Genomic DNA, 15,068 nt, shown 5'->3' with positions numbered 1-15,068 from the left:
ATATTTCCTCTTTCCTACATTTTTTTGACACTTGTTGCAAATTAAATTGGATCTATGTACGAGACTATCGTAGCAACAAATACAATTTAGGGCTAAAAATAAAAATAAGGTGTTTTAGTTTTATCTTCCATGATAACTTATTATTTTTTAACAAGTCACTCATTTCGACTCTCAACAACTCTTTATCTTTTGAAAAATCTTTTAAGCCTGAGTCAGCTTTTGCACCAATTACTACAAAACCACCTAATAATTTTTTAGCTTGCAAAGCTTGCTTTAATTCTGGACTCTGAATGTACTCTCTTTTAATAACTTCCTCATTTTTTGCAACAGCTTCAAAGAACTCATATCTTTTTTCAGTAAAAGTTGAACGAACTATACTCCCTTCCCTACGATAGTAATTGTAGGTTTCAAGTGGACTGATCACGATTCTTTCAGCTAAGGCAAGATGTTCTGCTACAACATAAAAATCCTCATAGATTTTCCCGACTGGAAATGGAACGCGTTCCAAGATGCATTTCCGATAAAGCTTAGCACAAGCAGAAACCGTTGCAACTTTGTCATCCAACATTAGTTCCAGAGCCTTTTCTTTTGTAATCGGAGCCAAATCTTTATAGTCTGAGTCTTGCAATCGATAAGAAGTATAAGCATTATATTTTGAAGTAGCTTTTACCTTTGTTGAAATCAAGTCTGCTTGGTGTGTTTCCTGAATTTTCACGATTAACTCTAGAGTATATGCTTCAAGATAATCATCCGGATCTAAAAAGAAAATCCAGTCTGAGTTGGCTTTTGCCACTCCAAAGTTACGTGCATCAGATAATCCACCATTTTCTTTGTGGAAAACATGGATATTTTCATATTGCTTTGCATAATCTTCGCATAATATAGGAGAATTATCTGTGGAACCATCATTTACAAGGATTATCTCAAAGTTTTGATAGGTCTGTTTAATTAAGCTTTCTATCGCAAAATGCAGATAGTCTGCAACATTATAAACAGGAACAACGATGCTGATAAACATCTTAAACGCCCCTCTCTTTTTCTTTTTTTTCAGAGTATTTATTTAAAATCGGATTAAAAATTATTCCCAAAGCAAAGTTAGTCCTATAATTTAAGTTAGACAATCTGGCAAATTTTTTCGTAGGAACGTATTTATATGAGCTTTACTCAATCTTTCTATATAGTTCCTTTAACGACCTTTCAGAATTATTGATTATCCATGACAACCAGTACTTCAAATTTATTTTTATCATTCGGAAGCACTTGTTGAAAAGACTCCAGCCCTTTTGAAATGTACTCCTGAGTATTATAACTAGGCATTACAATTGTTAATAAACAATCCTTCATCTTATCTCATAAATCGTCTCAATTAGTTCAATCCACTGCTTGAGAATTTTTTCCTTATCGAATTTATCCATATTATCCTTGGCATGACTGGAGAAGGAACTTCGCAAGTTCGAATCTTCCATCAATTCAAGTATTCTATCACTCATTTTATCGGTATCATAACAATCAATCAGATAACCATTAACTCCATCTTCAACAATCTCATTTGGTCCTGTTGGACATCTGAAACTAACAATTGGGAGGTTGTATTGTTGAGCTTCCAGTAGAACTAAAGGTAGACCTTCATAGCGAGATGTCATGACATAAATCCCTTTATCTCCATAAATCAAATCCTGATTTTTTTCGAGTCCTTTGATGACTAACTTATCCTGTAAATCATTTTCGTTGATTAAATTTCTGATTTTGTCCACTTCATCTTGACTTCCGGAACCGTAGATTTCCCAAGTCCAGTCAGACCTTTTCGCTAACACTTTTTTCGCGACTTGAACAAGATAATCAAATCCTTTTTGATAATCAAAACGACCAACCGTCACGATTTTAGTTGAATTTTTATTATAGGAGATATCTGAAAAAGAAGCCTCTTTCCAATTATAGATGTAGCAAACTTTTTCCTCAGGAACGCCGTATTTTTTTATATAATTTTCACGATCTTCTTGCGTGAGAGTAATAATCTTATCTGCTAACTTTGTCCCAACATATCTTTGGACTTTCTGAGAAAATTCTCTATTATCCGTAATTGAATTGGTATGATCACACAAAACTACTTTAGTAGAAATTCCTATTCCTGACAAAGATAAAAATACATTAGCGGATATCCCTATCCCAAAAGCAACCTCTATCTCATTATCTATGAAATATTTTTTTAACATTTTTGAGATTTTTAGAATATTCTTAGACAAACGTACTCTATGGTCAAAAAAATTGGAGTATTTTACTTGAGAATTGATTTTAAAAAAAAGGTCCGACTGCTTTGTTGTAATTCCAATCAAATGAACTTCATACTTTTTTGTAAGTTCGTTTGCCAAAGATACAGCAACTCGTTCACCGCCACCAGAATCATCCAAAATCCATTTCACTAAAGCGATTTTTTTCATCTTTAAACTACACTTCCCCTTCATTTTCACCCAGTGATATAATCTCGTAGTGGTGAAGAGTCCTTTTATCTTCTGGCGGCAATTGCATATAATCCGCTCCGTAAATGGCTGTTAGATATTCTTTGTATTTGCAAGGGCAACAAAGTTTAAGATCTTCAAACTGTAATAGAACTGGTTCTCCAAAGTAATCACTCGGTACTATCTCTTTTAATTTGTAAGCTCCCGTATAATTTCCTGCATAAGCTTCATCAAACGAATATTTTTTTATCGTTTGTAAATATTTTTTCTGAGCCCATGTAAAGGAAATAATCTTCTCAATATTAACAGCATTCGCAAAAGCAATAATTATCTTTTCAATGAATGGCCGATTTTCTTTTTTCTGATTCACCAAACTATTGAATTGCGAGAGTTGAACCATCATCCTTGCGTACAAGTATCTCAAAGAATGAATTTTTTTCTTTAAAACATTAGAGGGCATACCATCCAACGGAAAAATGTCTATCCACAAACTCTCTACCAATTCTTCTTTACTATAATTCATGATGATTTTTGTAGAATCATCTCGGATCACAGAGAAAGCTTTTTTATAATTTAATGTATCTTCGTTTAAAAACTTGTAGTTTTCTGGCAAGACATTTGAAGCTATTTTTTTAAACTTTTCATAATCTTCCCTAGGCATGCCAATATCAATGTCATCATCCCAAGGAATAAAACCTTGATGACGTACCGCTCCTAACAAGGTCCCACCTAGAGCATAGTAGGTTAGGTTATTTTCTTCGCAAATATTAATAAACTCTTTCAAAATAGATAAAATCTTATCTTGAATGATTTTGATATCCGACATACTTTCCTCCTATATAAATCGAAATAAAACCGTCTTTCCAGTCTATGCTCTTTTATGTTCTTGTTAAATACTTCTTACCATTTCACTATACAATTTTTTCAGACGAACGTCCCCCTAGATCTTCATCGCTTTCATCAGAAAACTGATAATCCGGGTTTATTAAAACACCTACCAATATCCAAAAAATATTGTTATGAAGATACAAATTCAAATCATCAACCATAGAGTGAAAACTCATTAATATCAAAATCAGAGCAAGAATCCACTGGCGTTTCTTAATGACTTTAAGTAGTGTCAAAGATAGAACTGAGACCATTAATCCCAGGATGAGTAGACCAAATCTCTGTAAAATTTGGACGTACAAATTGTCCACATACAGATAGGTCTGATAGTTTCTAACACCTTCAACAGTCAGACCATTCCCATTCCAGTAAACTGGTCGTCCAAAAAATCCAAAACCATAGAGATTTAAAGATTTATTAGCCAAGTATATCCGACCACCTAACATATGATTCACTTTAAAAAGAAGATCATTGATAAAAGAATGACTTGAATTTAGATAGGTAACGGAGATCCAAAAACTAATAACTGCATTTACAATAAAGGTTGGTTTAAAAGCTTTAAACACATATCCTAACTTTGAAAATAGTTTCGGAAACCATTTTATTAACAAACTGCATGTCAGCAATACACAGGAACTATAAAATGTTAAACGAGAATCCGTTTGATCATATACCCAATAAACAGAAAGAGCCAACAGTAACCATTGCCAGTATTGGATTTTGTTTTGCTTTAAATAAAACACAATAGCAACTATATTCATCAGTAAAATCGAAGGAAATAGAGCATATCTAAAACCTAGATAGGTCCGCACTCGAGGACCAGAAATTTCTATATAGTTCGTTATGATTCCTAATCTTGCGCTTATGATAACAAAAAACAACAGGCACATACTAACGACTAATGATGTTTTCGCCACCTTCTTAAAGGGAATATCTCGTAAAGTATAAATAAATAATATACTTACAGGAAGTTCTGAACTGAGAGCTGTTATTTTCCCCACTATAAAATAAATTAAAATCGTTGCAAACAAACCAATGAGAGCTCTATAATCATATTTTCTCTTAAACGACTCTTTTATAACTAAAAGAAAGAGGGAAAAAGCTATCGCTAATTTATAAACTGTTCCAGGCAGATACCGAGCATAAAAAGTTACATTTAATATCGAAACCGTTAAAAATATCCCTAAAGCAACAAGAGCCAAAAGTTCTGGTACAGATTTTATTTTTAGTACTAATTTCATTCTTATTATTCATCCCTATCTAAAAACTCTGTCCATATTTTTTTCCAAAGAATTTTGCTTGTAAAAAGGACTTCCCTTTTTGAATCAAATCAATTTTTTCCATATAAATGAACGGAATCTCTTTTACCCGCAAATCTTGTTTTACCAACCAAACATTGAACAAGCGTTCACTGATACGACCAAATAATCTAGCGTCAAAAGCAGAATAGTCTGTAATGTCCAATCTTCTATAGAGTTCATCGATAATTGGGAACAACCATTCACAATAGGCTGCTACATTTTCTTTGGACATGATAAACATATTGAACATATAGCCACTGCGTTGTTTCATGACCTGATCAAAAGCTTCAATATAATCCGGTCTCAACTCGCTAACAATCTGACGTGTCACATCTAAATGATTGGCATCGTGAGTATGTGCATAGTGAGAGTAAAGTGTTTCAATATAATATTTCCGTTTTTTAGGAACGACAACATCGTATTTTGACAGCAAGTTTTTAACTTCTGACTTTGAAAGAATAATATCATCCATACTAATTGCTTCTCTATATGAGTGTCGTTTTGATGTGAAATATCTACGGTAATGTACCAATCCAAGATAATCACATTCTAAATTTTTCCAAGCCCAATATAATCCTGTTAATTCACAATAATAAGGATTAAGGTGAGAAATATGGACTCCTTGATTATCTGGTTGATAACCTAAATCTTCCTTACCCTCACTACCAACTTGGATAGGGATATACAAGTCCTTATCCTCTGGCATTTGAAATTGTTTATGTGTTGCAACTATGATTCTATACGTTTTAGACATTTCTATATCCTAATTCAATTCCCTTCATCCATAACTAGCTCAACTACCTTTTAATCAAAATTGTAATCATTCTCTATTAAAAAATATCCAGCCAAAATAGATTTTCACTAAAACTATCCTGACCCAAAAAGATAAAATTGAATACCAAAGATATCCTTTTTGTATTCAATTTTATCTTTATATATTCCACTTCATACTGACTCAGCTTGAATTCTCAATGAGCTCCGTCACCGGATAACACTCTTCTAATAGTCAAAAAGAAAATTTTGATGTCTAGCCATAAAGACTGATTTCTAGGATAATACAATTCCATCTCACAACGTTCAGGATAATATACTTGACTCCTACCTGAAACTTGCCATATCCCCGTAATTCCAGGACGAACAGACAATAAAACTTCCTGCTCTTCCTTAGAATATTCATCTAGTTCATTTTCAAGAATTGGCCTTGGCCCAATAAGACTCATATCACCTAGTACCAAATTTATAAACTGAGGAACTTCATCAATACTTGTTCTTCTTATAAAATCTCCAATATTTGTAAGCCGTGGATCCTCGTTTGGTGGCAATTTATAGCTATTGTTTTTATATTTTTCATAAAGTTCCTTATTCGAAATCAGAATTTCTTCTGCGTTTTCGACCATTGATCTAAACTTAATGATTTTAAACTTTTTCCCTCTGAAACCTGCTCTATATTGTGTAAAAAATATACTCCCTTTATATCCTTTGATCTTGTAGATTGAAAAGATGATTAGAAAACAGGGTAACACAATAAATATTGTTCCACACAAGCCGATAATTACATCCATAAATCTTTTAAAACAAAAATAGATGATATTATTTTGTTTCACCTAAACTCCCCCTTGTAATAACATCCTAAGAAAAATTTTAAACTACAAGAGCCCCTATTTTCTCCCATAATTTCCGTAAGAGCCATAAGCACCGTAGGAACCATATTTTTCAACAGAGGTATTCAATTTATTAAGCACAATTCCTAAGAATGGTTTTCCTGTTTGTTCAAGTTGTTCTTTAGCTTTTTGGACATCACGACGATTTGTTTCACCAGCAGCAGTTATCAAAACAGAAGCGTCACACTGCTGCGTGATAATTGCTGCATCGATAACAACTCCAATCGGAGCAGTATCCACGATGATGTAATCAAAGTACTTGCGCAAGGTATCAAGCATGGTTGCAAAGTTTTCACTTTGTAGCAAGGCTGTTGGGTTTGGTGATACAGAACCTGCTTGAATAACAAACAAGTTTTCAACATTGGTGTCACATAGCCCTTGTGATAGATCTGTCGTCCCAGATAAGAACTCTGTTAGTCCTGTAATCTTCTCACGTGATTTAAAAACACCTGACATGACAGAATTACGAATATCGGCATCGATTAAAAGCGTCTTATAGCCCGCACGCGCAAAGGCCCAAGCAATATTTGTAGAAGTAGTTGACTTCCCTTCACCCGGTTTTACAGACGTGATCGCAATCACTTTCAAGTTATTTCCACTCAGTTGTATGTTGGTACGAAGCGCATTGTAATACTCTTCAGCTTTTCTCGCCAAATCTAATTTTTTTTGTGAAATTTCTAATTTTGGCATATCTCTCTCCTATCTTAATTTATCCAAGTTTGGAACAACTCCTAAGAGTGCGATCTGCAAAACATCTTCGATATCTTCTGGACGTTTTACTCGTGTATCCAAGAGTTCAACTAGGAGAACAGTGACAACCATTATAACCGCTCCAGCAAGAAGTCCAACCATGGTATTGCGACGAATGTTTGGTGAAGATGGTGATGTTGCAGGACGTGCTTCTTCAAGCGTTGTCACATCTGAAACGCGAGTGACGCTGATAATCTTTTGAGCCGCAACCTCTCTCAAAGAGTTGGCGATACGACTCGCTTCTTCAGGCACACGATCTGTAACAGAGATAGAAACAATACGCGTATCCACTGGAACTGTTACCTTGATTTTACCAGCTAAACCTTTCGGAGGAAGATCTAGTTTCAAATCAGTCGCAACTTTTTCTAAAACGTCTTGCGAGAGAATGATTTCACGATAGTCTTTTACCAAGTAAGATCCAGCTTGCAAGTCTTGATTGGTCAAACCAGGCTTATCCCCCTGATTGCGGTTGACCACATAAATGCGAGTAGTACTAGTAAACTCTGGTTTCACAATAAAACTACTGTAGGCAAATGCTACTGCCCCTGTCACAAATGCTACCAAGACAATCAGCAGTTTTCGTTTCCATAGAATTTTTAACAAGTGGAATACATCAATTTCCATCATATTTTGTTCTTTCATTTTTTCTCCTAAATTAGTTGATCCATAATGATTTTTCTTGGGTTCTCTTTAAAGAGTTCCTTGGCCTTATTTTCACCATATTTTTTGGCAATGATATCATAGGCTTCTTCCATATGAGGAGGTCTACGATCCAAGTTGTGCATATCACTAGCTATTACATGAACGAGGTCACGCTCTAAAAAATATTGAGCTCTCTTTTTCATGAATTTATAAGTTTCTCCGAAGAGTTTCGGTTTCAAAACATGAGAACTATTAACCTGAGTATAACATCCCATGTCAATCAGCTCTTGCACGCGCTTTTCATTATTTTCTAAAGCATCATAGCGTTCAATGTGGGCAATGACTGGAGTAATACCCAGCATTAGAATATCACTCAGTCCCTTATGCATATCTCGATAGGGTGTATTCATGCTAAATTCAATCAAAGCATAGCGACTATCGTTGAGAGTGGGGATTAATTTCTTTTCTAACTTCTCAACAACATCCGGAGTATAGTAGATTTCAGCCCCATAGGCAATGATTAGGTCATCAGCAACTTCCTTAGCCATTTCTCGCACCTTCAGAAAGTTAGTTGCGATCTTTTCTTCAGGAGTTTCAAACATTCCTTTTCGTCTATGCGATGTTGAAACGATTGTTCGCACTCCTTGACTATAGGCCTCTCTTAGAAGGTTTTTACTTTCCGCTATCGACTTCGGACCATCATCCACATCAAAAACGATGTGTGAATGAATATCGATCATTCTACTTCCCCTCCATCACATCATTGATAGCAGCTTTCGCAGCAGCTAAACTGTTATCATCAATTTCCATCATGTAGAGGTTGCTATCTGGCATGGCGTAAGAAGGAAGATCCATACGACCAGTCCCCTTCAAGTCTTGAGAGTTAACTTTATAATTTCCTCCACTCTCTAACTGAGTATTGACTAGATCCATCATGGTTTCCAAAGGCATATTGGTTTGAAGAGAATCTTGCAATCCTTTAATGATATTGTCATAGTTCTTCAAAGCTTCAGTTGATGTCAATTTCTGAATAACAGCTACAATAACCTTTTGTTGGTTGCGTCCACGATCACGATCTCCATCTGCTAGAGAGTAGCGCTCACGAACAAATCCCAGAGCCTGCTCAGAATCTAAGTGGACATTTCCAACTGGATAGTACTTCCCATTAGTATGTGCGGTAAATTCTTGATCATTATAAATATCAATCCCACCTAAAAGGTCAATTAATTTCAAGAAAGAAGTGAAGTTCAAACGGACGTAGTAATTGATATCCACACCATATAGGTTTTCCAGGGTATGAATCGACGAGTCTACTCCATAAATCCCTGCATGAGTCAATTTATCCTTTTGATTGTTTCCTCCATCTGCGATTGGTACATAGGAATCACGAGGAGTTGTAGTGAGAAGGATTTTTTTGGTATCACGGTTCACCGTCATCAAAATGTTGACGTCTGAACGCGAAACTGAGCTAATTGGACCATAGGTATCAATACCACTCACATAAATATTGAAAGCTTTATTCTTCGATACCTTAGGCGCAGCAACTTCTTTAATCAAATTTTTAGTGTATATTTTCTTGATTTTAGAAGCATAGTCAGGATACTCTGCTTCAATAATATTTTCAAAGACACTATTTAAGACGATTGCTTTGGCTTCGCCAGAAAGCAGACTCTTATAAGCTGCTAGGTAAGAAGTCGCATTCTCAACTGTCAAGTCCTTACTTTGGCTAGTTTTAATATCTGCTAACAACTTTTGAATATTGTCACTGTCTGTCTCTGTTGGCCCCGTAACCGTATCCAGTTGGGTCACATTATTGATGTCACTATCTTTCAAAACGACCACACTAATCGAATACTCTGAATAATTTGATGTCGAATTGATATGATTGGTAAAACCGACAAACTGTTGCAAAGCATAGAGAGAAACTGAACTTACTAAGATGGCAAGCGTCAAAAAGAAGACCGTAAACTTCTCAGCTTTTTTATAAACAATCAGCAGTAGACCTGCTAGAGCAGCTAATAAAACGAGAACCGCAGAAATAATATTCAGGTATCTAAAAGCTAAAATGTTGTGTCTAAAAATCAAGAACAGTAAAAAACCACCCAACAATAGGTAAATGGTTAATAAGACTATATTAATATTTCGTTTCATGTTGCCAGAACGAGTTCTCTTTGAACGTCTATTCATGTTAATCCCCTATACGTTAATAATTAGGATTATTATATCACATTTATGAACGAAATTCCATTTATTCCCGTCATTCTCAGCGTTTTTATTCACTTCTGTGTTCTTTGTTAGCTTTAAATTTATACTAACTTCATTTTTCAATGACAAATTAAAAAGACAAGGGCAATTTATAGTGCCAGCTTGTCTTTCTTTTTTTATTTAACGTGGTTTTCAAACTCTTTCTGGCTCTTTTCAATAGCCTTTTTACTTTCTGCTTCCCACTTAGCCTTGGCTTCGTCAAATTGTTTCTTGGTAACAGGGTCTTTTTGTAATCTCATGTACTTATAATTATTTCCGTCACCCTTGATACCTACTAGGGAGTAGGCACGTGTAAACGGAGTTACTTTGGTTACAGAGGCTGTACCACCATTTGACATAGCAGACATAACTAGAGAATTGTCAATCATCCAAGCTTGAGCTTCAGCGTATTTTTCATAACGCTTAGAGACATCTTTGTTCTCTGCATCTGCTTCTTTCAAGAGTTGTGTATAGGTATCGAGCCCCAAACTCTTAATGAGCTCTTGGTCTTCCTTGGCATCAAGACCAAAAATCTTGAGATAGAAGCCAGTTTCAGCATTGAAGGGGTCTAGATAAGTTGATGGATCCTGGTAATCACCAACCCAACCATCAAAGTTTAGGTCGTAATCACGAGCTGCTGGGTTTGGTGCTAGGAAGGCAACATTTCCAAAGTCATCTGTAGAAAGCTGTTGAACATCAATGACGATATTGTCAGAACCTAGTACTGTTTCAAGGGTTTGTTTAACCGAGTTCATACCAGAAACCGCATTTTTATTTGTCTGATCAACAGGGACATCCAAATGGATTGGGAAAGTCACGCCTTGAGCTTCCAATTCCTTTTTAGCTTCCGCAAATTTTGCTTGGGCCTTTTCCTTGTTAAAGTATGCATCTTGAGCGTCTGCCAAATTGATACCTGACCACTCAGTTCCGTAGTTCACAAGCTTAGAGGCTGTTACTTCTCCAAAGGTCTTATCTCCCACCTGAACAAATGTTGGGGGAACCAGAGTATTACGAAGGGTTTTGCTCGCTGCTTCTTCACCGTTAGATTGAGCAGAGTAAGCTGTTCGATCAATACCAAAGTTGATAGCCTGACGGAAATTTTTATTTAAGATAGCTGTTTGAACTGATTTCTTTTGTTCGTCCGTTGTTTTAGCGGTATGATTATAGGTTTTGCGGTTGACGTTAAAGTTAAAGTACCAAGATGTCTTGTCTTGTAAGCTATAGACGATATTGTCTTGGTATTTTTCTTTTGTCTTAGCATAGTTCGAACTATTTGGATAGACTCCTGCAATCGAGTAAGCACCACTTTCAAAGTTTCGAATGGTCATCTCCTGATCTGACCCATCAAAGTAGGCTAACTTAACTTTTTCAATGGTTACTTTATCATGATCATAATAGTGTGGATTCTTCACATATTCGATCGAAGATTTTGATGTGAAATCTTTTAACAGATATGGACCATTATAAAGGATACTGTCTGGTGTCAAGGTACCAAAATCTTTATCCTTTGATTTCAAGAACTCTTCGTTGACTGGGAAAAGGATACTATTGGTTGTCTTTGAATTCCAATACGGTTCTGGTCGAGTCAAAGTGTACTCGACTGTGTAATCATCCAAGGCTTTGACACCGACAGTTGAAAAGTCATTGGTCACACCCGTCACATAGTCATTCAATCCCTTGATTGAATTTTGGATCAGATCCATGGCTTGCCCCTTATTGTCCGCGGCATATTTGATCCCAGTGACAAAATCCTGAGCTTTGACTGAAGCATATTCCTCACCATCAGCCGTATACCACTTGGCATCTTTTCTAAGCTTGTAGGTATAGGTCAAACCATCTGATGAAACAGACCAATCCTCCGCAAGAGCAGGTACGAGGTTCCCATAGCTGTCATTTTCTAACAAACCATCTACGAGATTGGTAATAACGGCAGTGTTATCTGCATAATAATCTAGGAGATAGTTAAAAGTTGTTGGATTCGCACTAAATGTTGATGAATAAGTGCTAGTATCTGTATTGGACTGTCCACATGCCGAGAGCAAAATCCCTGTCGCTAAGACAAGACCTGTCCCGATTAGTCTTTTTTTCATTTTGATCATCATTCACTCCTTTATGTCACTTTTTATAACATAACTATATTTTATCAAATTTATTCAAAAATGTAAAGTTACTACTTTTATGACAACTGGTGTCTCAAAACAAAAAAGGAAGCACAGTTTCCTGCAACTTCCTTTTCTGTTTATAGATTACTTGACGTGTTTTTCAAGTTCTTTTTGGTATTTGGCATTTGTTTCGATTTTTTCTTGTTGCCATTTCTTGAAGGCTTCTTCGTATTCTTTTGCAGTCACAACATCATTTTGCAATTCCAAACCTTTGAACACAAATGGGTCTCCCTTGATTCCGACTTGAGAGTATGCTTTTGTGAATGGTACAGTACGGCTAACAGTTGGAGAACCACCTGAAGAAGCAACTGGGATCAAAAGCGAACTATCCGATACCCAAGCTTGCGCTTTAGCGTATTTTTCGTAACGCTTATTGAGGTCGCTTGTTTCAGCTGCGGCATCATCCAAGAGTTTCTTGTATTCGTCTAGACCGACTTGAGCCATCACTTCTGGATCTTTTCCACGAGTGATCCCCAAGTGTTTAAGGGCAGAACCCTTCTTAGCATCAAGGATGTTGAGGTAGGTAGCTGGGTCTTGATAGTCTGGTCCCCAACCAGTTCCGTTCAAGTCATAGTCTTTTTGGGATGGAACCTTGGCTTGAGACGTAATGCTTATTTTCTCATTATCGGTCATTTGAAGGACATCAACAATGACATTTTCAGTACCAAGTGATGATTCGATAGACTGCTTGAGTGAGTTAGTTTGTTGAACCGCGATTACATCTGTTTGTTCAACGGGGATATCCAAATGGATTGGGAATGTAACACCCTTGGCTTGCAATTCTTCCTTGGCTTTAGCAAAGGCTGCCTTAGCTTTTTCAGGACTGTAAATCGTATCCTTGCCATCTGTAAGGGCCACATCTTTCCACTGGTCACCATATGAAACGAGCTCTGCCTGAGCCAACTCTCCAAAGGTTTTTTCACCCACTTGAACGTAGTCATGTGGCACTAGGCTGTTACGGATAATCTTGTTCGCACCTTCTTCACCATTCAACTGAGCAGTATAAGAATGACGATCAAGGGCAAAGTTCAGCGCCTGACGGAAGTTCTTGTTGAGAAGAGCTTCTTTCGTTGATGTTTTTTGAGCTTCGTCTGTTTTAGCTGTTTTATTATAAGATTGACGGTTTACGTTAACAGTGAGGTAGTAGCTTGTCGCTTCTTGTGGACTGTAAACAATCTTATCACCATACTCTTGTTTAGTTGACTCAAAATTTGAACTTGTTGGGAAGAGACGAGCTGTTGTATAGGCACCTTGTGTAAAGCTACGAATCAAAGATTCTTGGTCTGATCCATCGTAGAAGGTTAGTTTAATATTGTCAATCTTGACATTGTCCTTATCCCAGTAGTTTGGATTCTTTTCATATTCAATGACTGATTTTGAAGTCAATGATTTCAAGAAATAAGGACCATTGTATAGGATACCTGATGGAGTTGGTGCACCGTAGTCGCTCCCTTTAGAATTCAAAAATTCTTCATTAACTGGAAGCATGGTTGCAGTTGTGACCTTAGAGTTCCAGAAACTTTCTGGTTTGTTGAGCGTGTATTCTACCGTATAATCATCAACAGCCTTAACTCCTACGGTAGAGAAATCGTTGCTCTCACCACTAACATACTCCGCCAAACCTTTGATAGAATCCTGAATCAAAGAAAGACCATCTGATTTTCCGTCAGCGGCATGTTTAAGCCCAGTAACAAAGTCTTTGGCCTTAACTTCAGCGTATTCTTCTCCATCAGAAGTATACCATTTTACACCCTTACGAAGTTTGTAGGTGTAAGTCAAACCATCCTTTGAAACAGACCAGTCTTCTGCAAGTGATGGAATTAAGTTCCCATACTTATCATTTTCCAAAAGACCATCAACAACGTTTGCTATAACGTCAGAGGTTGAGCTCTTGCTCGTCACACTATAGTCCAAAGAAGATGGATCCATAGCGTAGACATAAGAGAATGTTTTGGGAGCATCCGCTTTCTTTTCACTTTGCCCACAAGCAGTTAACAGTAGGGCTGCACTCAAAACAGCACCTGCTCCTAAGAGCCACTTTTTCGATTTCATAAGTAATCTCCTTAAAGATAGTGTTTTCACCATTATACCCTATTTTTTCATAAAAGCAAGGACTTTCGCCAGATTTTTTAGAAAATTCTAACAAATATTTTTTAAAGGCTTTTCTATATATTTTTTAGTAAAAAGCAAAAAAAGCGGACGATTGTCCACTGGGAAAATCAAATTTTAACAGACACACCCGGAGATTCTGAACAAAAAAACATCCAAGAAAATATTCTTGAATGTCTGGACAGATTATAACTCCGTTAACCTTGTCAGTAGGCTGGAAATGATGATATTATGACCTCCTTATCTCAAATATTGCTGTATGAACCCACTCATTATGAATGTATAAGTCATTTTCTATCATCCTACTAAAGGTGAAGCCATTTTTTATAAGCACCCTCTGAGAGGCTAGATTACCCGTTGCCGTTCCTGCAATGATTCTATTGAAACCATAAGTCATGAAGGCCTTGTCTAAAACGAGTTTAACCGCTTCGCTAGCATAGCCTAAGTTCCTAACATTTTCCCCAATCCTATACCCAAGCTCTGCTGTTGTTCGATCATTCTCTAAAACACTTAAATTGATTCTCCCGACCATCATACCTTGCGAATCTCTGATAAGATGCATGTAGACATTCCGATTCGTTTGTTCTGTTAACAATTCCCTCGTGATTTCTTTAAAACCTTCTAAATCAAAATAGTTAGCTGGTCTAGGAGGTAAATTTCGTTCAAAATACTCTCGATTTTCTTTTTCAAAAGAATAAACGTCTAGACTATTTTCCTCAGACAACAGCTCTAAACTAATCATTTCAAAGCCTCCCCCTTCATTATCCACACTCAAATTTTTGTATGTTGACTCCAGCTAAAATGTTGGATAAACTGACAAATCTTCTCTTCTTAGTAAAAATATCGTTAGACCGA

General features: G+C 36.4%; 13 protein-coding genes. All 13 read right to left on the bottom strand.

Going from position 1 to position 15,068, the window contains the following annotated elements; all coding sequences use genetic code 11:
* Positions 1–64: 64 nt before the first annotated feature.
* Positions 65–1,018, bottom strand: a complete 954-nt coding sequence (locus MK385_RS07210; RefSeq protein WP_268725680.1) for a glycosyltransferase family 2 protein — start codon at positions 1,016–1,018, stop codon at positions 65–67.
* Positions 1,019–1,340: 322 nt separating this feature from the next.
* Positions 1,341–2,438: a glycosyltransferase family 4 protein gene (locus MK385_RS07205; protein WP_268725679.1), complete on the bottom strand. Its 1,098-nt coding sequence runs from the start codon at positions 2,436–2,438 to the stop codon at positions 1,341–1,343.
* A gap of 7 nt (positions 2,439–2,445) precedes the next feature.
* Complete coding sequence (locus tag MK385_RS07200; protein ID WP_139658939.1) at positions 2,446–3,282, bottom strand: LicD family protein; 837 nt, start codon at positions 3,280–3,282, stop codon at positions 2,446–2,448.
* Between the two features lie 85 nt (positions 3,283–3,367).
* Complete coding sequence (locus MK385_RS07195; RefSeq protein ID WP_268725678.1) at positions 3,368–4,585, bottom strand: polymerase; 1,218 nt, start codon at positions 4,583–4,585, stop codon at positions 3,368–3,370.
* A gap of 19 nt (positions 4,586–4,604) precedes the next feature.
* Positions 4,605–5,399, bottom strand: a complete 795-nt coding sequence (locus MK385_RS07190) for a DUF4422 domain-containing protein (RefSeq protein WP_268725677.1) — start codon at positions 5,397–5,399, stop codon at positions 4,605–4,607.
* Positions 5,400–5,613: 214 nt separating this feature from the next.
* On the bottom strand, positions 5,614–6,207 hold the full coding sequence (locus MK385_RS07185; protein ID WP_412079891.1) for a sugar transferase: 594 nt from the start codon (positions 6,205–6,207) through the stop codon (positions 5,614–5,616).
* Between the two features lie 96 nt (positions 6,208–6,303).
* Complete coding sequence (locus MK385_RS07180; RefSeq protein ID WP_268725675.1) at positions 6,304–6,996, bottom strand: tyrosine-protein kinase; 693 nt, start codon at positions 6,994–6,996, stop codon at positions 6,304–6,306.
* Between the two features lie 9 nt (positions 6,997–7,005).
* Complete coding sequence (gene cpsC, locus MK385_RS07175) at positions 7,006–7,698, bottom strand: capsular polysaccharide biosynthesis protein CpsC (RefSeq protein WP_268725674.1); 693 nt, start codon at positions 7,696–7,698, stop codon at positions 7,006–7,008.
* 8 nt (positions 7,699–7,706) lie between these two features.
* Entirely contained in the window at positions 7,707–8,438 is a 732-nt protein-coding gene (gene cps4B, locus MK385_RS07170) for a capsular polysaccharide biosynthesis protein Cps4B (protein ID WP_042768961.1), read from the bottom strand.
* 1 nt (position 8,439) lies between these two features.
* Positions 8,440–9,885: an LCP family glycopolymer transferase CpsA gene (gene cpsA / locus MK385_RS07165; RefSeq protein ID WP_268725673.1), complete on the bottom strand. Its 1,446-nt coding sequence runs from the start codon at positions 9,883–9,885 to the stop codon at positions 8,440–8,442.
* 194 nt (positions 9,886–10,079) lie between these two features.
* Positions 10,080–12,041 carry a peptide ABC transporter substrate-binding protein gene (locus tag MK385_RS07160; protein WP_268725672.1) on the bottom strand — a complete coding sequence of 654 codons (1,962 nt, stop codon included), beginning with the start codon at positions 12,039–12,041 and terminating at the stop codon, positions 10,080–10,082.
* 147 nt (positions 12,042–12,188) lie between these two features.
* Entirely contained in the window at positions 12,189–14,156 is a 1,968-nt protein-coding gene (locus MK385_RS07155; RefSeq protein ID WP_000837392.1) for a peptide ABC transporter substrate-binding protein, read from the bottom strand.
* 286 nt (positions 14,157–14,442) lie between these two features.
* The gene (locus tag MK385_RS07150; RefSeq protein WP_000624246.1) at positions 14,443–14,955 is read right to left on the bottom strand and encodes a GNAT family N-acetyltransferase; all 513 of its coding nucleotides are present in this window, start codon (positions 14,953–14,955) and stop codon (positions 14,443–14,445) included.
* Positions 14,956–15,068: the final 113 nt, after the last annotated feature.

Source organism: Streptococcus oralis (genome assembly GCF_026782125.1).
Classification (GTDB): Bacteria; Bacillota; Bacilli; order Lactobacillales; family Streptococcaceae; genus Streptococcus; species Streptococcus oralis_CE.
This window is presented reverse-complemented; position numbering and strand designations above follow the sequence as displayed.

Bases quoted from the DNA above. Each gene is read 5' to 3' on its own strand.
- MK385_RS07210 (WP_268725680.1), bottom strand. From the start codon at position 1,018: ATGTTTATCAGCATCGTTGTTCCTGTTTATAATGTTGCAGACTATCTG.
- cpsC (WP_268725674.1), bottom strand. From the start codon at position 7,698: ATGAAAGAACAAAATATGATGGAAATTGATGTATTCCACTTGTTAAAA.
- cpsA (WP_268725673.1), bottom strand. From the start codon at position 9,885: ATGAATAGACGTTCAAAGAGAACTCGTTCTGGCAACATGAAACGAAAT.
- MK385_RS07205 (WP_268725679.1), bottom strand. From the start codon at position 2,438: ATGAAAAAAATCGCTTTAGTGAAATGGATTTTGGATGATTCTGGTGGC.
- MK385_RS07185 (WP_412079891.1), bottom strand. From the start codon at position 6,207: ATGGATGTAATTATCGGCTTGTGTGGAACAATATTTATTGTGTTACCC.
- MK385_RS07150 (WP_000624246.1), bottom strand. From the start codon at position 14,955: ATGATTAGTTTAGAGCTGTTGTCTGAGGAAAATAGTCTAGACGTTTAT.
- cps4B (WP_042768961.1), bottom strand. From the start codon at position 8,438: ATGATCGATATTCATTCACACATCGTTTTTGATGTGGATGATGGTCCG.
- MK385_RS07160 (WP_268725672.1), bottom strand. From the start codon at position 12,041: ATGATCAAAATGAAAAAAAGACTAATCGGGACAGGTCTTGTCTTAGCG.
- MK385_RS07195 (WP_268725678.1), bottom strand. From the start codon at position 4,585: ATGAAATTAGTACTAAAAATAAAATCTGTACCAGAACTTTTGGCTCTT.
- MK385_RS07200 (WP_139658939.1), bottom strand. From the start codon at position 3,282: ATGTCGGATATCAAAATCATTCAAGATAAGATTTTATCTATTTTGAAA.
- MK385_RS07190 (WP_268725677.1), bottom strand. From the start codon at position 5,399: ATGTCTAAAACGTATAGAATCATAGTTGCAACACATAAACAATTTCAA.
- MK385_RS07155 (WP_000837392.1), bottom strand. From the start codon at position 14,156: ATGAAATCGAAAAAGTGGCTCTTAGGAGCAGGTGCTGTTTTGAGTGCA.
- MK385_RS07180 (WP_268725675.1), bottom strand. From the start codon at position 6,996: ATGCCAAAATTAGAAATTTCACAAAAAAAATTAGATTTGGCGAGAAAA.